Source organism: Clostridium sp. C2-6-12 (genome assembly GCF_009928485.1).
Classification (GTDB): Bacteria; Bacillota; Clostridia; order Clostridiales; family Clostridiaceae; genus Clostridium.
Genome location: NZ_JAABNP010000002.1, coordinates 225,325 through 244,395, shown reverse-complemented (window position 1 = coordinate 244,395; position 19,071 = coordinate 225,325). Strand labels below are relative to the sequence as shown.

General features: G+C 29.7%; 13 protein-coding genes. All 13 read left to right on the top strand.

The window, feature by feature from the left end; genetic code table 11:
• Positions 1-16: 16 nt before the first annotated feature.
• Entirely contained in the window at positions 17-1,192 is a 1,176-nt protein-coding gene (trpB, locus tag GXK56_RS02765; protein ID WP_160684627.1) for a tryptophan synthase subunit beta, read from the top strand.
• A complete protein-coding gene (gene trpA / locus GXK56_RS02760; RefSeq protein WP_160684624.1) occupies positions 1,192-1,968 on the top strand; it encodes a tryptophan synthase subunit alpha in 777 nt (258 codons plus the stop codon). Before trpB (GXK56_RS02765) ends, trpA begins: the two co-directional genes overlap by 1 nt.
• A gap of 54 nt (positions 1,969-2,022) precedes the next feature.
• Positions 2,023-2,499, top strand: coding sequence for a GNAT family N-acetyltransferase (locus GXK56_RS02755; protein ID WP_202127811.1), 477 nt, complete (start codon positions 2,023-2,025; stop codon positions 2,497-2,499).
• A 38-nt stretch (positions 2,500-2,537) separates the two neighbouring features.
• On the top strand, positions 2,538-3,719 hold the full coding sequence (gene trpB, locus GXK56_RS02750; protein ID WP_160684621.1) for a tryptophan synthase subunit beta: 1,182 nt from the start codon (positions 2,538-2,540) through the stop codon (positions 3,717-3,719).
• A 439-nt stretch (positions 3,720-4,158) separates the two neighbouring features.
• Positions 4,159-5,502 carry an ABC transporter substrate-binding protein gene (locus GXK56_RS02745; protein ID WP_160684618.1) on the top strand — a complete coding sequence of 448 codons (1,344 nt, stop codon included), beginning with the start codon at positions 4,159-4,161 and terminating at the stop codon, positions 5,500-5,502.
• Positions 5,503-5,700: 198 nt separating this feature from the next.
• Positions 5,701-6,669, top strand: coding sequence for a sugar ABC transporter permease (locus GXK56_RS02740; RefSeq protein ID WP_160684615.1), 969 nt, complete (start codon positions 5,701-5,703; stop codon positions 6,667-6,669).
• A complete protein-coding gene (locus tag GXK56_RS02735; RefSeq protein ID WP_160684612.1) occupies positions 6,669-7,496 on the top strand; it encodes a carbohydrate ABC transporter permease in 828 nt (275 codons plus the stop codon). The genes GXK56_RS02740 and GXK56_RS02735 overlap by 1 nt, the downstream gene beginning before the upstream one ends.
• 32 nt (positions 7,497-7,528) lie before the next feature.
• Complete coding sequence (locus GXK56_RS02730; protein ID WP_160684609.1) at positions 7,529-10,687, top strand: hypothetical protein; 3,159 nt, start codon at positions 7,529-7,531, stop codon at positions 10,685-10,687.
• Between the two features lie 16 nt (positions 10,688-10,703).
• A complete protein-coding gene (locus tag GXK56_RS02725) occupies positions 10,704-12,047 on the top strand; it encodes a glycoside hydrolase family 30 beta sandwich domain-containing protein (RefSeq protein ID WP_160684606.1) in 1,344 nt (447 codons plus the stop codon).
• A gap of 35 nt (positions 12,048-12,082) precedes the next feature.
• Positions 12,083-13,099, top strand: a complete 1,017-nt coding sequence (locus GXK56_RS02720) for a LacI family DNA-binding transcriptional regulator (RefSeq protein ID WP_160684603.1) — start codon at positions 12,083-12,085, stop codon at positions 13,097-13,099.
• Between the two features lie 157 nt (positions 13,100-13,256).
• Positions 13,257-15,959, top strand: coding sequence for a cellobiose phosphorylase (locus GXK56_RS02715; protein ID WP_160684600.1), 2,703 nt, complete (start codon positions 13,257-13,259; stop codon positions 15,957-15,959).
• Positions 15,960-15,991: 32 nt separating this feature from the next.
• Positions 15,992-17,725, top strand: a complete 1,734-nt coding sequence (locus GXK56_RS02710; RefSeq protein ID WP_243155993.1) for a methyl-accepting chemotaxis protein — start codon at positions 15,992-15,994, stop codon at positions 17,723-17,725.
• Between the two features lie 511 nt (positions 17,726-18,236).
• Positions 18,237-18,953 carry an NAD(P)H-dependent oxidoreductase gene (locus GXK56_RS02705; RefSeq protein ID WP_160684597.1) on the top strand — a complete coding sequence of 239 codons (717 nt, stop codon included), beginning with the start codon at positions 18,237-18,239 and terminating at the stop codon, positions 18,951-18,953.
• Positions 18,954-19,071: the final 118 nt, after the last annotated feature.

The window sequence follows — 19,071 nt, the reverse complement described above, 5'->3', positions numbered from 1 at the left end:
TTTGGAGGTAGAAGAAATGGAAGGTAGATTTAATGAATTTGGGGGACAATATGTTCCAGAAACCGTAATGAATGCTTTAATAGAGCTTGAAGATGCTTATAACAAAGTTAAAGATGATAAAGATTTTATGGAAGAGTATATGTATTATTTACAATACTATACAGGAAGACCAAGCCCTCTTTATTATGCTGAAAATATGACTAAGGACTTAGGTGGGGCAAAAATTTATTTAAAGAGAGAAGATTTAAATCACACAGGAGCTCATAAAATCAACAATGCTTTAGGACAAATACTTTTAGCAAAGAGAATGGGTAAGAAAAAGGTAATAGCTGAAACTGGTGCAGGACAACATGGTGTTGCAACAGCTACAATAGCAGCAAAGTTTGGATTAGAATGTAAGGTATTCATGGGAGAGGAAGATATAAAAAGACAAGCAATGAATGTTAAAAAGATGGAGCTTTTAGGGACAGAAGTTGTTCCAGTTTTAAACGGAGTTAGAACTTTAAATGATGCTGTAACAGAAGCAATAAGATATTGGGCTGCAAATGTAGAAGATACATTTTATGTTTTAGGAACAGCAGCAGGCCCACACCCATATCCAACTATGGTTAGAAATTTCCAAAGAGTTATAGGTGATGAAGCAAGAAAGCAGATCTTAGAGCAAGAAGGAAGGCTTCCAGACTACATTTTAGCACCAATAGGTGGTGGAAGTAATGCAATAGGAATTTTTTATCCATTTATTGAAGATAAAGAAGTTGGTCTTATTGGAGTTGAAGCAGGTGGTAAAGGTATAGAAACAGGGGAGCACGCAGCAACTATTACAATGAAGGATAAGGGAATCCTACATGGAATGTTAAGTTATGTTCTTCAAGATAATGATGGTGGTGTACTTGAAGCATATTCCATATCAGCAGGTCTTGATTATCCAGGTGTTGGACCAGAACATGCATATCTAGCAGATACTAATAGAGCTGAATATGTAAGCATAACAGATGAAGAAGCGGTGAGAGATGGATTTATGTATTTAACAAGAATTGAAGGAATAGTGCCTGCACTTGAATCCTCACATGCTGTAGCTTATGCTAAAAAATTGGCACCAATGCTTGGAAATGATAAAATTATAATAATTAATATTTCAGGGAGAGGAGATAAAGATATGGATGCTGTGCTTACATATCTTGGTGAAAAATAATGAATAGAATTGATGTATATTTTAATAAAGTTAAAGAGAATAATAAAAAGGCTCTTATACCCTTTGTAACCTGTGGAGCAGATTTTACTGTTGAAGAAACTGCTAATTTAGTAGTTGAATTAGAAAAAGAGGGAGCAACAGTAGTAGAAATTGGAGTTCCATTTAGAGATCCTCTTGCAGATGGGCCTATAATACAAAATGCGTATACAAAAGCTCTTACTAATGGAACAAAGGTAAAGGATGTATTTAGATGTGTAGAATTAATAAGAGAAAAGTCTGAAGTTCCTGTAGTATTAATGGTTTATTTTAATGTTATATATTTTAGAGGTATAGAAAACTTTATTAAAGAGGCAGCTGAAAGTGGTGTTGATGGTCTTATAGTTCCAGATGTTCCGTTAGAAGAAAGAGATGAATTAATTAAACCTTGTGAAGAAAATGGATTATACTTGATTCCATTAGTTGCAAGAACATCAAAAGATAGAATAGCAGCTATAACTAAAGATGCAAAAGGCTTTGTGTATTGTGTATCTACTAATGGAACAACAGGCGAAAGATCGGCATTGGACAGTGGTACACATGAATATTTAGCTGAGGTAAGAAAAATAGTAGATATTCCAATGTGTATTGGGTTTGGTATTTCTTCAAAAGAAGTTGTTAAAGAGGTTAAAGATTACTGTGATGGAGTAATTGTAGGAAGTGCAATAGTTAAGAGAATGGCTAATGGAAAGAAAGAAGTGGTTGATTTTGTAAGAGATTTAAAAGAAGGATTTAATTAGTACAATAGAATTCATTTCAATTTAATATTAAAAATAGATAACGAGGAAATTTATATGAATTTTATAATACGAAAAGCAAATAGTAATGATTATATGGAAGTATGTAAACTTACAATAGAGGTGCATAAGTTACATCTTAAAAATAGACCTGATGTTTATTTAGATATTGAAAATCCATTAGAAACAAATCATTTTTATGATTTGTTAAATTCTGACAATACAAAACTATTTGTAGTTGAAAATAAAGATAATAAAGAATTAGTTGCATATAGCATAATACAAGTAATGAATACCAAAAGCCCAATATATATACCGAAAAGATTTATATATATAGATGATTTTTGTGTTAAGTCAAACTATAAGAGAAATGGAATTGGAAGATTATTATTTAACTATATTATTGATTATTCGAAATCAGAAAAGGCTACATCACTACAGCTGAATGTATGGGAATTTAATCAAGAAGCAATTAAATTTTATGAGAATATGGGAATGTCTACAAGAAATAGGAGAATGGAATTTGATATATAAATAAACTAAATACAAAGGTTTTCGAGAGGAGAAAAATTATGAGTTGTAGATTCAATGAATTTGGGGGACAATATGTTCCGGAACATGTATTAAAGGCATTAGAGGAACTTGAAAGGGAATATGAAAAAGCAAAAAATGATGAAGAGTTTAAAGAGCAATATAATTACTATTTAAAATATTATACTGGAAGACCTAGTCCATTGTATTTTGCTGAAAATATGACAGAAAAATTGGGTGGAGCTAAGATTTATTTAAAGAGAGAAGATTTAAATCATACAGGAGCTCATAAAATTAATAATGCAATTGGTCAAGTTTTATTAGCTAAGAGAATGGGAAAGAAAAAAGTTATAGCTGAAACTGGTGCAGGACAACATGGTGTTGCTACAGCTACAGTTGCTGCAAAGTTCGGAATGGAATGCAAAGTCTTCATGGGTGAAGAAGATATGAAGAGACAAGCTTTAAATGTTAAAAAGATGGAGCTTTTAGGGGCAGAAGTAGTACCAGTTTTAAGTGGAATGAAAACTTTAAATGATGCAGTTAATGAAGCTATTGATTACTGGGCAAATAATGTAGAGGACACATTTTATCTTTTAGGCTCAGCTGTTGGTCCACATCCATATCCAACAATAGTTAAAGACTTCCAAAGTGTTATTGGCTGTGAAGCAAAAGAACAAATTGTAGAATTAGAAGGAAGACTTCCTGATTACATTATAGCAGCTGTTGGAGGAGGAAGTAATGCAATTGGAATCTTTGCACCATTTATTGAAAATGAAGAGGTTAAACTTATAGGTGTTGAGGCTTCTGGAAAAGGTGTTGACACTGATCTTACTGCTGCTACAATAACAAAAGGTGTAAAAGGAATTATTCATGGAATGATGACATATGTTCTTCAAGATAAAGATGGAAATGTTGCCGAAGCTTATTCAATTTCAGCAGGACTTGATTATCCAGGCGTTGGGCCAGAACATGCATATTTAGCAGATGTTAAGAGAGCTACATATGAATGTATTAATGATGAAGAAGCAATTGAGGCATTTTTAGATTTAACAAAAACAGAAGGGATTGTGCCTGCCATAGAATCTTCTCATGCTCTTGCATATGCTAAAAAATTAGCTCCAAACTTAGATAAGCATAAAATAATAATTGTTAACTTATCAGGTAGAGGAGATAAGGATATGGATGCTATAATTTCATATCTTGAAAATGAAAAGAAACAATAAAATTCATACCAAAACTAGGGAATGAAGATAAAGAAACCTATGGAGAAAGGTAAATCTCTATAGGTTTCTTTTTAATTTTCGGTTAAAAGATATATATTATTGAATTGATTTTTGTATTAAATCTAAAAAATAATTTTAAATTTTTTCAAAAAACCTTTACAAAATAAAAAAAAGAGTATAAACTATGTTTGTAAACAGTTACTAAAAGTTAACCACAAATACAAAACCGGTTTCGAATTTGAATAAAGTATTAGGCTTTTTTATTTAGCGAAATACAAAACCGGTTTCGAAATTTAGTCATTAGCAAGAATAGCTGAGAATTATTTTTTTGACATATTTCGAAACTGGTTTCGAAAAGATGTAAATTATTCAAAAGACAAAACTATTTTGTAAATGTAGCTTTTAAGTAAAAAATATTCATTACAGGGGGAATTATATTATGAGACTAAAAAAAGTAATGTCACTTGTTTTATCTGGAGTAGTAGCAGCATCTTTAGTTGCTTGTGGATCTGCAAGTAAAACAGCTGAGGCAGGAAAAAAAGATGATGGGAATGGAAAAATAGTAGTATGGACATTGTCAGATGATTTAAAAGCTTTTGCTGAACATTACAAAGAACAAAATCCAGGGAAAGAAGTTGAAGTTACAGTAATAGCTCCAGCAGATTATCCAACAAAAGTTACAACAGCACTTCGTGGAAAAGCAGATGTACCAGATGTTATAGTTGGTGAACCTCAAATGCTTCCAAATTATTTTGAAGCAGGTTTTTGCGAGGACTTAACAAAAGAACCATATAATGTTGAACAATACAAAGATAAAATGGTTAATTATGTATATGAAGCTGGTAAAGATTCAGTAGATGGAAAAGTAAAAGCACTAAGTTATCAAATGACTCCAGGTGGAATAACTTATCGTAGAGACATTGCTAAAAAGGTTTGGGGAAATGACGATCCTGCTTTTATTGCAGAAAAGTTTAAGGATGTAAATACAATAACAAAAACAGGTAAAGAGTTATTAGATAAAGGATATAGAATTTTCTCAGACACAGGAAATTTAAGATGGTTTGTTTATGGTAAAAATCCTCAACCATGGGTTAAAGATAAGAAATTAATGATGACAGAAGACAGATTAGCCTATGTGGATGCAGCTGTAAATCTATATCAACAAAAATTAGTTGCATTTGCGCCAGAATGGTCAGCAGCATGGTATGCTTCAATGGCTGGTCCAATTCCAGTAGATGCTGGTAATAAAGAATTAAAAGATATAGATGCAAATGCAGCTAAAACTGAAGTATTTGCATATGCATTACCAACATGGGGAAGCTTAATTGTAAGAGATAATGCAAAAGATAACATAGGTAAATTTGGAGTTACAACAGGTCCTAACTCATACTTTGCTGGTGGAACTTTTATGGGAATCAGCAGCTACAGTAAAAATAAGCAAGCAGCTTGGGATTTCATTAAATATTGTACACTTAATGAGGATACAGCTAAGTGGTGGATTGAAAAATCAAAAGGCGATGTTGTTTCAAATATTCCAGCTTTAGAAGCTAATAAAGATATGAGCAATGAAGCTTTTGGTGGACAAAAGACTTATGCATTCTGGTTAGAACAAGCTAAGAAAGTAGATTATTCATTAGTTACTAAGTATGATGATCAAATTGGAAAATTCTTTGGACAAGCAATTGAATCAATTCAAAAAGGTGAAATGTCAAAAGAAGATGCTTTAAAAGATTTCTATAAAAATATTAAGACTATATATCCAGATATAGAAGTCCCAAATTAATGATTTAAAGGTGAGAAAATTCTCACCTTTAAATAAAGTGAAACTTAGCTTCAGAGGGAATTTAAATCTCTATATGAAGGTTAGCAGAACTTATCTAGGGTCGTGTCACTGTTAGATCTCAACTTAGAGGGGGAAGGGTTACAGTGGTTAGACATAAGATAAAAATTATAGGTAGAAATTTTATTAGAGGTGAGAAAGTTGAATTTAGATATAAATAGTACAAAAAAGACCATTGAAATTACTGAATCCAAACCTAAAAGAAAAAAAAGTGTAAATGATGTAAATAGACTTGGGTATTTATTTATACTACCTTTTTTAGTGATTTTTATAATATTTAGTATTTACCCAATTTTTAGAACATTATATTTAAGCTTTACAAATTTTAATGGCTTTGGAGAAATAAAATTTATTGGAGCGGAGAATTATACTCGTGTTATGAGTGACAAAATGTTTTGGGGTTCATTTGTAAATACCCTAAAAATTTGGGGTATTAATATTGTGCTTCAACTTGGATTGGCATTTTTGTTAACTATAATATTTAGCGATATAAAATATAAATTTAAGGGATTAAGTGTTTTTAGAGCACTATTTTATTTACCTAATTTAATAGCAGCAACTTCAGTATCATTTTTATTTGCAGCTTTATTAGATTGGAAGTTTGGTTCATTAAATCAGATTTTGGTTAATTTTGGAATAATAAATACTAAAATAAATTGGTTAGGCCAGCCAGGAACAGCAACTATTATGGTTGGAGTAATTGGGGCTTGGATGTGGTTTGGTAACTCATTTATAGTTCTAATGGCTGGTGTTCAGGGAATATCAAAAGATTATTTTGAAGCAGCAACTATTGATGGCGCTGGAAGATGGACAGTATTTGGAAAGATAACTTTACCTCTTTTAAAACCAATATTATTATATGTTGCAATAACATCACTTATTGGAGGACTTCAGATATTTGATATTCCATTTTTAATTACAGATGGTTTAGGTGCACCATCAGGAGCATTGAACACAGTAGTTATGTATTTGTATAATACAGCATTTAAATTTAATAATGTAGGTTATGCAGGTTCTATTGCTTACGTATTGTTCTTTATAATAGCAATATGTTCAGGATTTACATTTAAATCAATGTATGGTTCAAGTAAAAGTAAGGAGGCAAAATAATGGGTACTAAGGTTAAAAAAGTTATAGTTTATACAGCATTAATTATTTTAAGCATTTTGTGTTTATGCCCATTTTTGATAATGTTGGTAAATGCAACTCGTAGTAGTCAAGAAATAATGTTTGGATTTACATTAATTCCAGGTAGTTCTATATTGAGTAATTGGAAAACAATGAGCAGCTACTTTAATATATTTAGAGGACTTGGAAATAGTTTATTTGTCTCGGTATGCGTTACATTTTTATCTGGATATTTTTCAGCATTAACTGCATATGGTTTTGCAATATATAAATTTAAAGGTAAAAATTTAATCTTTACTGTAATATTAGTTTTAATGATGGTACCAGCACAATTAGGATTGTTAGGATTTTATGATTTGATAAATGGGATGGGGTTAATGGATAGTTATATTCCATTAATAATACCAGCAATAGCAAGTCCGTTTATAGTATTTTTCTTAAGACAATATTTAACTTCAGTTTTACCAATGTCAATTGTAGAAGCTGCAAGAATTGATGGATCTACAGAACTAGGTATCTTCCATAAAATTGGAATTCCTATAATGATGCCTGGTATTGCAACAATGTCAATTGGTACCTTTATTGGAGCATGGAATAATTATTTGATGCCATTAGTATTATTACTTACACCTGATAAATTTACATTGCCTGTAATGATGGCTTCATTAAGAGCATCAAAAGATATAAGTGCCAATGTAGGAGCAACATATTTAACTGTTGCAATATCAGTTTTGCCTATAATGGTAGCATTTGTATTCTTCTCAAAATATATAATTAGCAGCATATCAGCTGGCGGGGTTAAAGAATAAATTGTGGTTTTAAATTAAGTAAGAGGTGTTTTATGAAAGCAGAAAAAATAATTAAAAATGATTATATAGATGAATTGGGATTTTATGTTATAGAAAATTATGATAAAAAAGCTCCTTTTGCTAGTTTTCTATCAGGAATAGCTGGACTCGAAGGTATTCCAATGTGGTCTTTTTACGTTAATAGAGGACAAGCAATAAGCAGTATTGGCATAAGGGATAAAGATAATTGTATAATGGAGTTTTTTCCAGCAAATGAAGCATACAAAATGGTATATAGTAATGGTTTTAGAACTTTCATTAAAATTAAAAATTGTGGTGAAGAAGTTATTTACGAACCATTTTCTATAGCTACTAGTGAGAACGTAAATAGAACAATTAAGATAAAGAACAATGAAATTAGATTAATAGAAATTAATGATAACTTGGGGATTAATATTGAAATTTGCTATTTTACTTTACCTAAAGAAGACTTTGCTGCATTAGGTAGAAGAGTTGAAATAATTAATAAGTCTAATAAAAAAATTGAAATAGAATTTTTAGATGGGTTAGCGGCTATTTTACCATATGGATCTACAAATGAATCCTATAAAGTATTTGGTAATACCTTAAGAAGCTGGATGCAGGGAGAAGTTAAAGAAGATAACACTGCAATATATAAGGTTAGAGCTTCTACTGGAGATACGGCAAAAGTTGATAAAGTTGAAAATAGTTATTTTTACGTTGCTTTTGATGATGAAAAAAATATTTTGACACCAATTGTGGACACAGATAAAATATTTGGATATGATACTTCGTTAAAAAAGCCAGTAAATTTTGAAAATAATAAGGTTGAAGATTTATTAAATAGTGAGAAGATTTGTTACAATAAAGTTCCTTGTGCATTTACTGGTAAAGTAAGTTCATTAACACCTAATTTATCGACTAAAATCTATAGTTATATTGGTTACATGAGTAATAGTGAAGATGTCAATAAATCATTAAATAAAATATGTAATAAAGAATACTTTGAGGAAAAGATAATTGAAGGAAATGAAATAATTGATGGAATTGGTAAGAGTGTAGAAACTAAGACTTCAAATTCGTTATTTGACAACTATATTAAACAATGTTATATAGATAATGTTTTAAGAGGAGGATATCCTTTAGAAGTTGGAAATGAAAATAAGAAGGTTTATTACGTTTATTCGAGAAAACATGGAGATCTGGAAAGAGATTATAATTTCTTTAGCATAGAGCCAAACTATTATTCTCAAGGTAATGGAAATTTTAGAGATGTAAATCAAAACAGAAGAATGGATGTTTTTATTCATCCTTTTACAAGGAAAGAAAATATTAAATTATTTATGGATTTAATACAACTAGATGGTTATAATCCTTTAGTTATTAAAGGAAAGCAGTTTTATATAGATAAAAATCAAAGAGAAACATTATTAAAATTAGAAGAAAAGTACAAAGGCAAAGAGTTATTAAAAACTCTTGAAGATAAATTTACTTTAGGTGAACTATATGCTTCAATAAAAAAAATAAGAGGTATTGAAGAAGACAAAATTAAGGAAATTATGAATGATATCTTGGAAATATGTTTTGAAAATGTAGAAGCTGATTTTGGAGAAGGTTTCTGGACAGACCATTGGACATATAACCTTGATTTAGTAGAAGAGTATTTAAATATTTATCCTGATAAAATAAATGAATTATTAATTGAAGATATTGATTATAAATTCTACAATTCACCAGAATATGTACTGCCAAGAAGTGAAAAGTATATTATAGATGATGGTAAAGTAAGACAATATGTAGCTCTTAGAAAAAAAGAAGAATTTAAAGATAAATGGGTTTGTGATAAAGAAGGCAATCTATACAAAACTAATTTATTTACAAAGCTGTTAATTCTTGCTGGAGTTAAGTTTATGACAATAGATCCTATGGGCTTTGGTATAGAAATGGAGGCTGGAAAGCCAGGCTGGAATGACGCAATGAATGGACTACCTGGTTTATTAGGTTCAAGTTTTGCAGAAATGGCAGAATTAAAGCGGTTACTATTATTTTTAAATAAAAACTTAGATATAATAGAAGATTCTATAAACTTACCTGAAGAATTTTATAGTTCAATTATAGATTTAAATGAAAGTCTTACTTTAGCTATAAATGAAAAAATAACACAAGTAGATTATTGGGATAAGGTTTCTGCCATAAGAGAAGAATACAGAGATACGATCAAGTACTCAGTAAGTGGAATTGAATTTAGCATAGGAAAAAACAAAGTTAAAGATTTAATAAGTAAAATGCTTATTAAGATAGATTTAGGGATAAAAGAGCTTAAAAACATAAATAAAGAAAAGATTCCTACATTTATGCATTATGAAGTTACTGAATACGAAATAGAAGAAAATAAAAGTATAAAGCCTTTAGAATTCAAAGTTAATTTTTTACCTTTATTTTTAGAAGGCCCAGCAAGATATCTTAAGACAAATGTGAATATGGAAGAAAAGAAAGAGTTATATAAAGAAATTAAAGCTAGTGAAGTTTATGATAAAAAATTGAAAATGTATAAGACTTCTGAATCTCTTGAAGAAGTGTCATTTGAAATCGGACGTGCAAGAAGTTTTACAGCAGGATGGCTTGAAAGAGAATCTATATTTATGCATATGGAATTTAAATATCTCCTTGAATTGATAAAGAATGGATTATATGAAGAATTTTTTGAAGATATTAAAACAGCAATGCCTCCATTTATGGATCCTAACATATATGGAAGAAGTATACTTGAAAATTCTTCTTTTATTGCAAGTAGCAGTAATCCTGATGAAAGAAATCATGGAAGAGGATTTGTAGCAAGACTAAGTGGAACAACTGTTGAAATGCTTAATATATGGAAGCTTATGATGGTAGGAGAAAAGCTTTTTGTTAGTGAAGATGGAATTCTTAAGTTCAGGCTAAATCCAATTTTAACTAAAGACTTCTTTAAAGATGGTGTTATAGTTACAACACTTTTTGGAAAAGTGAAACTTGTATATATTAATAATGACAATAAGGATACTTTTGGTGCAGATAAAGGAAGTATAGGAGAAATTTCTTTGAAAGATATAAATGGCAGTGAAATTACATTTAAAGGAAATGAAATATGTAACGAATATGCTGAAAAGATTAGAGCAGGAGAGATAGCAGAAATAATGGCTATTATTGTGTAGTGCAGGAGGTTAAATAATGAATAAATATAAAGTATATGTAACAACTAAAAATACAGAAGATAGATTAAAAGAACATGAATTAAAAAAATTTGAAATACAGGGAGACAAAAATATTCAAAATAGTGTTAAAATAGATACAGCTAAGAAATATCAAAAGATACTTGGATTTGGAGGCGCATTAACGGAAGCAAGTGCTTATGCTCTTTCAAAAATAGACGAAAATGAACAAAGAAAAATATTAGAGGCTTATTATGACCAAGAAAAAGGCATAGGTTATAATTTTGCTAGAGTCCACATTAATAGCTGCGATTTTTCTTTAGAGAATTACAGCTATGTAGAAGAAGGAGACAAAACTTTAGAAACCTTTACTTTGGATAGAGATGAAAAATATGTGCTTCCACTTGTAAGAAAAGTTAAAGAAATAACTAATAAAGATTTTAATATTTTAGCAAGCCCATGGAGTCCTCCAAGTTATATGAAGACAAATGGAGAAATGAACAATGGGGGAAAACTTAAAGAAGATTGTAAACAATTGTGGGCAGATTATTATGTGAAATACATTAATAAGATGAAAGAAAAAGATATTGATATTTGGGCAGTTACAGTTCAAAATGAACCGGCTGCATGTCAAATATGGGATTCCTGCCTATATACAGCAGAGGAAGAAAGGGATTTTGTGAAAGATTTCCTAGGACCAACAATGTTTAAAAATGGATTGAAAGATAAGAAAATAATAATTTGGGATCATAATAGAGATATAGTATATGATAGAGTAAAAACTGTACTTAAAGACAAAGAGGCTGCTAAATATGTATGGGGAACTGGAATACATTGGTATATGTCTGAAGAATTCACTAATACTTCGAGGGTCCATGAGGAGTTTCCAGATAAACATATCATATTTACAGAAGGTTGTCAGGAAGGCGGAGTAAAATTAGGTTCTTGGGATACTGGTGAAAGATATGGAAGAAATATAATTGGAGATTTAAATAATTATATAGAAGCATGGATAGATTGGAATATTGTACTTGATGAAACAGGTGGACCAAATCATGTTAACAATTTATGTGATGCTCCAGTAATAGTTGATAGTAAAACAAAAGAGGTTCATTATAACAGCTCATTTTTTTACATTGCTCATTTTAGTAAATTTATTAAGAGGAATGCAAAGAGAGTTTATAGTGAGGTCAGTGGAGAAAACATATATTCAGTAAGTTGTTTAAACGAAAATAATACATTATGTACAGTAATTATGAATGAAAATAGTGAAGATAAATTAATTAATTTAGAAATAAATAATACAAATATGATTATTCAATTAAAAGCAAACTCTATTTATACTATTGTTGAAGAAAAATAAACATAATATTTGAAAAGAAAGGGGCATTTATTTTAATGAGCACAATATACGAAATAGCAAAACTTGCAGGGGTTTCTCCAACTACAGTATCGAAAGTAATAAATAATTATCCAGATGTAAGTGATAAAACAAGAGCCAAAATAAAAAAAATTCTTGATGAGGAGAATTTTTTGCCAAATTCTCAAGCTCAATTTCTATCGACAAAAAGAACTTGGACATTAGGGATTGTATATTTTGAAAATCTTGGAGTTGGACTTAACCATCCTTTCTTTTCAGGCGTAATTGAAGCATTTAAAAGACAAGCAGATAAACATGGATATTCCTTGTTATTTGGTTCTAAAAATGATAGATTGAAAAACGATACTTTTTTAGAATATTTTAAATATAGATGTGTAGACGGAATTGCTATAATTTGTACTGACCCTAACGATAAAGAGACTTTAGAACTTATTAAGAGCGATTTTCCAATTGTTGTTATAGATATGCTTAACAAAAATACTTCAACAGTATCTTCAGATAGTATAGAAGGATGTAATCTTGCAGTAAAATACTTATATGATCTAGGACATAGAAAAATAGCACATATAACCGGAGCAACTAATAAGGATAATTGGCAGAGTGCCATAAGAAAAAAAGGTTATGAAAAAGCTATGAAAAAATTAAATTTGGAAGTACCTGATGGATATATTGCAGATGGTGTAAACTTTGATGTTTCTGGGGGCTATAAAGCAATGAAAGAATTATTAAGGCTTAAGGATAGACCAACAGCAGTATTTGCAGCCTGTGACAAAATTGCTTTTGGTGCAATTGATGCAATGAAAGAAGAAGGAGTAAATATACCAGAGGATATTTCTATAATAGGTTATGATGACATAGAAATTGCTAAATATATCACTCCTAAGTTAACAACTATTAGGCAAAATCGAGAAGAAATTGGGAAAACGGCAGTTGATTTATTAGTAAAACAAATCAATGAAAAAGCTAAACTAAAAATCAATAAAATAATACCTGTAGAACTTGTAGTTAGGGATTCATGCAAAAAAATAGAATAGTCAATATTAAGAATATTTATATTTATAACAAGAATTATTTATGTAAATCAACGCTTTTAAGTCAAAGTTCTTAATAAAAAATAGATCTAAGATTCGAATGTTATATAACTAATAGAATCAAGTTTGATTTAATAATATTGTAAGGGTGGTTTACAGAATGGTAAATTATAAATATATAGATAATAAAGGAACATTTAAGCTTAAAAATCCAGAACAAAATAGTTATTTATATTTTCCACTTGCTAATGAAGCAGGAGTCATGTCTAGCATAACTCCTACTTTGAATGGTGATTGCAAAATGGGGCAAAATACTTTTTTGCTTTCACCGGTAAGTAGTGAAGAACTTCATAATAATAAATCCTCAAGGAATTTTTGGGTTTATATTCAAGGAATTGGTGCTTGGTCAGCAACAGGTGTTTCAGCAGTTCAGCAAGCTGATATTTTTAGTGAAGATAAGGAAGAAACGGAATTAGAAGCAGGAATAATGTGGCATAAGATAACAAGAAATTCTAAAAAACTTGGGATAAAGAGTGAGATAATTTCTTTTGTGCCATCAACAGAAGACAAAGTTGAATTAATGAAAGTAATAATTACTAATACAGGTACTGAACCTAAAAAGATAACTTCTACAGCTGCAGTACCATTATATTGTCGTTCAGCAGACAACATTAGAGATCATAGACATGTAACTTCTCTTTTACACAGAATAAAAACTAGTGAATATGGTGTTGTTGTAAATCCAACTTTAACCTTTGATGAGAGAGGTCATAAAAGGAATTCTGTAGTTTATGGAGCAGCAGCTTCTAAAGGAAATGGTGAAAAACCAATAGGTTTTTGCCCCATCGTAGAAGAATATATTGGAGAAGGTGGATCTTTTGAGATTCCTAGAAGTATATCATTAAATGAGGAATTTAAGATTAAAGCTAATGAAAAATTAGAGGGGTATGAAGCTATTGGAGCAATGCGTTTTGAAGAGGAAGTAATTGAAGCAAACACTTCTAAAACTTATATAATTGCAATTGGCTTTGAAAATTCTGAAGCTGACTTTAATAATACTATAATAAAGCATTTAACGGAAACCGCTTTCGATAAATCTCTTGAAAACACAAAAGCATGTTGGGATAAAAAAATAAATATATCATATGCTACAAAGGATAGCCAATTTGATAATTGGATGTATTGGGTTAATTTTCAACCAATGCTTAGAAGAATATATGGATGTTCTTTTATGCCTCATCATGACTATGGAAAAGGCGGAAGAGGCTGGCGAGATTTATGGCAAGATTGTTTAGCACTACTTGCTATGGATCCAGCAAATGTTAGGGGAATGCTTTATGATAATTTTGGAGGAGTGCGTTTTGATGGTACCAATGCTACAATTATCGGTACAAAGCAAGGAGAATTCGTAGCTGATAGAAATAATATTACTAGGGTTTGGATGGATCATGGAGCATGGCCTTTTTTAACCACAAAACTTTATATAGATCAAACTGGTGATATTGAATTTCTTTTAGAAAAACAAAGCTATTTTAAAGACCTTCAAGAGGGAAGAGGCACAGAAAAAGATTTTCTATGGAATATAGACCAAGGAAATAAGATGCTTTCAGGTAATTCAGAAGAATATAAAGGAACAATTTTAGAACATCTACTAATTCAGCATTTGACTGCTTTTTATGATGTTGGAGAACATAACAATCTAAAGCTTCATGGTGCTGATTGGAATGATGGACTTGACATGGCGGATGAAAAAGGAGAAAGTGTTGCATTTAGTGCTCTTTATGGAGGAAATCTCAAAAATATCGCTAATTTGTTAGAAAATCTAAGAGATGTAAAGAATATAAAAGAATTAGAAGTAGCTGAAGAATTATTAATACTATTAGATTCTAAGAAGGAAATATATGATAACCCAGTTAAAAAACAAAGAGTTTTAAAAGAGTATTGCAATAGATGCAGACATAATATTAGCGGGAAAGTAATTAAAATTGATTCCGATAAATTAATTATTAGCATTAAAGAAAAAGCAAACTGGCTTAAAAATCATATACAAAATAATGAATGGATTACCAATTCGGAGGGATATAGCTGGTACAATGGTTATTACGATAACAATGCTAGAAGAGTTGAAGGCGATGGAGAAAATGGAACTCGTATGATGCTGACTGGTCAGGTATTTACTATTATGAGTGGTACGGCCACAGAAGATCAAGTAAAGAACATAATAAAAGCAGCAGATAATTATCTTTATGATGAAAATATAGGAGGTTATAGGTTAAATAGTAATTTCAATGAAATCAAAACCGATTTCGGAAGAATGTTTGGTTTTGCATATGGACATAAAGAAAATGGAGCAGTATTTAGCCATATGGCTATTATGTATGCTAATGCATTGTATCAAAGAGGATTTGCAAAAGAGGGATTTAAAGTTATAGACACTCTTTACAATCACTGTAATAACTTCGAATCAAGCAGAATTTATCCAGGTGTTCCTGAGTATATAAATGAAAAAGGCAGAGGAATGTATCATTATCTAACAGGATCAGCAAGCTGGTTAATACTTACAATATTATCTGAAATGTTTGGTGTTAAAGGTGAAATGGGTAATTTAGTATTTGAGCCTAAATTACTGTTAAAGCAATTTGATGCTGAAAATAAAGCTTCAATTGAAATGTGCTTTGCTGAAAGAAAACTTAAGGTTGAATACATTAATGGAAATAAAAGAGAATATGGACAATATAAAGTAGCCAAGGTTTATATAAATGACGAAGAATATGAATTTATAGATAAAGCTATAATTGATAGAGGTATTATAGCTTCCCTTGATAAAAATCAAAAACACTCAATAAAAATTATTCTTATTTAAATGTAATACAAAAGCTTAAGGAGCAGATAATTATGAAAAAACCTATAAATTTGAATATGAAACATTTGCCTTTAAGAAAAAAGCTATTTAAATCATTTATGGTAATAGCTATTATAGGTAGTTTTACTTCGGTTATCAGTCTGGTATTTTTACAAATAATAACTAATAAATATAACTATGCTATAAATAATTATGGATTTTCTCAAGGAGAGGTAGGTAAACTTGGAATTAAAATAGATAATTCATATTCTATTGTAAGAGATATTGCAATGCTGGAAGATGAGAACTTTGACGAAACAAGGAAGACTAATTATAGAGATTCGATTAATTCTTATTCAGAAGAAATAAAACAGTTATTAATATCAATAGAAAAAACAAATACTACAGAATTTGAAGAAAAAGAATTTGGAAAAATTAAAGATGATATTAATGAATTTGAACCTTTAAGAAATAGAGTTTTGGAATTGGGCTTAGAAAAGAAAAATAAGCAAGCCGCCCAAATTATGAAAACTCAAGCAAGTCCTATACTTGAGGTATTGACTGTAGATATTTCAGAGTTACTAGAAATAAAAATTGATAATTGTAATAACTTAGTTGAAAGATTAGCTATTTTGAAAATAATATCAATAATTATGATTTTAGTGTGTATAGGATTTACCTTAAGTTTAACAGTGTTTTTATCAAAATATATTTCTAATTTTATCAGTGAACCAATAGAAAACATGAATAAAATGGCAAAACAAATGGCAATGGGAAATTTGGAAGTATCAATAGATATAGATTCTAAGGATGAAATAGGAGAATTAGCGAGTTCGTTTTCAGAAATGAGTATTATACTTAAGGGGTATATAACTGAAATAACATATATTTTAGGAAATATTTCTAAAGGAAATTTAAATATTTCTGCAGAAGAGCACTATAAAGGAAATTTTATAGAAATAGAAGAATCACTAAATAATATTTTGTTATCCTTAAATGAAGTTTTTTCAGATATAAATTCTGCAACCAATCAAGTTACCAGTAGTTCGGATCAAGTTTCAAGCATAGCAAGAGTGTTGTCTCAGGGGACAATTGAACAAGCTACTTCAATTCAGCAGCTTTCTGCATCTATGGCTGAAATTAATGAAAAGGTTCAAAGCACTGCCCAAAATGCTATTAATACAAATTCTATAACCGATTTATTAGTTAAGAATATTGAAAAAAGTAATCTTCAAATGAATGAGATGCTTAAATCCATGAATGAAATTGAAAAATCATCTAAGGACATTAAAAATATAATAAAAGCAATTGATTATATTTCTGAGCAAACTAATTTACTTGCACTTAATGCTGCAATAGAAGCTGCAAGAGCAGGAGAAGCGGGAAAAGGTTTTTCAGTTGTAGCTGATGAGGTGAGAAATCTAGCAAATCAAAGTGCAAATGCTGCCAAACAGACTACTAAACTAATTGAAGATGCAATTAGTGTAGTTAATACAGGAAAAACATTAGCTGAAAATACAGCTGAAACATTAACTGGAGTTGTAGAAAATGTAAATAAAGCTACAGAATTAGTTGCAGATATTGCATTAGCATCTGAAAACCAAGCCCAATCAATTAAGCAGGTTAATGATGGAATATTGCAAATAGCTGGTGTAGTGCAAACGACATCATCAATAGCAGAACAAAGTGCTGCAGCAAGTGATCAATTAATAAATCAAGCAAATGTATTGGAAAGTATGATGGCCAAATTTAATAGGAATTATGAAAAATTTCAAGTTGAAGGCTAAATAAAATGAGGTGTTATATAACATAGAAATGCAAATTGATCATATTAATTTAGAATTTCTTATAGAAATTTTAGATATTAGTATATATAACTTATAGTCTAAATGATATTTATATAAAGGAGGATTTTTATCCTTCTTTTTATTATGTATTAAATCAGATATATTTCTATTAAATATAATTTATTAAGAATAAAAAACTAAGTTAAAGTTAAATTTATATATACTATTTTTAACTTAAATTGTATAATATTTCTATAAATTGTAAAGAAGTTAATATATAAGTTAGAAATAAAAAATAATTAAGATGTAAATTTTGAAATTTATAAATGATAATATAAATTTGATAATTTTATGGTTTGTTATTGTGACGAATTAACATTATTGTCATCACCTTTTGGAATACTTTTCTTAAATGATATTCCATTATAAAAGAAATCAAAAATAGTTGGTATTGGATATGAAAAACAATAAATGGATAGATGCCTATAATGTATGAATGGAAGTGAAAGGATTGAAAATTACTATAGTACATGGAAGTCAAAGAAAGGGGAATACAGAAAAGACCATTGAAATAGTTAAAGAAAGGCTCAACACATTGGAAGAAAATGAATTTTTTGATTTCTATTTACCTAAAGATTTACCTATGTTTTGCGCTGGTTGTTTTAGATGTTTAGATAAAGGAGTGTTTGGTGGTGAATTTTGTCCTCATAGTAAATATACTCACCCGTTATTAAATGCTATGAAACTTTCCGATGGAATAATTATAACTTCACCTGTTTATACACTAGCTGAAAGTGGACAAGTTAAAGTTTTTCTTGATCATTTTGGGTGCATATTTATGAGTCACAGACCAGTGGAAGAAATGTTTTCTAAAACTGCTCTTATAATATCTACAACAGCTGGAACTGGTACAAAGCATGTTAATAAAACTATAGAAAGAAGTTTGACTTATTGGGGAGTTCCAAAGATATATAAATGTGGTTTGACTCTTTGGGCAAAGAATTGGAGTGATATGCCAGCAAAAAAGCAGGAAAAATACGAAAAATCTTTAAAAGAAAAAGCTTCTTCTTTTTATATTTCAATGAAAAGAAAAAATGTACATATACCATTAAAAACTAAATTTTTATTTAATGTGTTTAGAAGACTTATGAATAGTTATTCTGATGGTCATCAAGATAAGGAATATTGGAGAAGTAAAGGATGGCTGAAAAGTAAAAGACCCTGGTAAGTTGTGCGTTAACAAAATTAAGAGATAAGTCAAGATCATCGAGTGTATGAAAATAAATATTAAATATAAGAAATACAAAAGAGAAAATTTAAGAATAATATTTAACAGAAAGCTGGGA

Coding starts and splice junctions, on each gene's coding strand:
- GXK56_RS02755 (WP_202127811.1), top strand. CDS start 2,023: ATGAATTTTATAATACGAAAAGCAAATAGTAATGATTATATGGAAGTA.
- GXK56_RS02735 (WP_160684612.1), top strand. CDS start 6,669: ATGGGTACTAAGGTTAAAAAAGTTATAGTTTATACAGCATTAATTATT.
- GXK56_RS02715 (WP_160684600.1), top strand. CDS start 13,257: ATGGTAAATTATAAATATATAGATAATAAAGGAACATTTAAGCTTAAA.
- GXK56_RS02710 (WP_243155993.1), top strand. CDS start 15,992: ATGAAAAAACCTATAAATTTGAATATGAAACATTTGCCTTTAAGAAAA.
- trpB (WP_160684627.1), top strand. CDS start 17: ATGGAAGGTAGATTTAATGAATTTGGGGGACAATATGTTCCAGAAACC.
- GXK56_RS02730 (WP_160684609.1), top strand. CDS start 7,529: ATGAAAGCAGAAAAAATAATTAAAAATGATTATATAGATGAATTGGGA.
- trpB (WP_160684621.1), top strand. CDS start 2,538: ATGAGTTGTAGATTCAATGAATTTGGGGGACAATATGTTCCGGAACAT.
- GXK56_RS02720 (WP_160684603.1), top strand. CDS start 12,083: ATGAGCACAATATACGAAATAGCAAAACTTGCAGGGGTTTCTCCAACT.
- GXK56_RS02725 (WP_160684606.1), top strand. CDS start 10,704: ATGAATAAATATAAAGTATATGTAACAACTAAAAATACAGAAGATAGA.
- GXK56_RS02745 (WP_160684618.1), top strand. CDS start 4,159: ATGAGACTAAAAAAAGTAATGTCACTTGTTTTATCTGGAGTAGTAGCA.
- trpA (WP_160684624.1), top strand. CDS start 1,192: ATGAATAGAATTGATGTATATTTTAATAAAGTTAAAGAGAATAATAAA.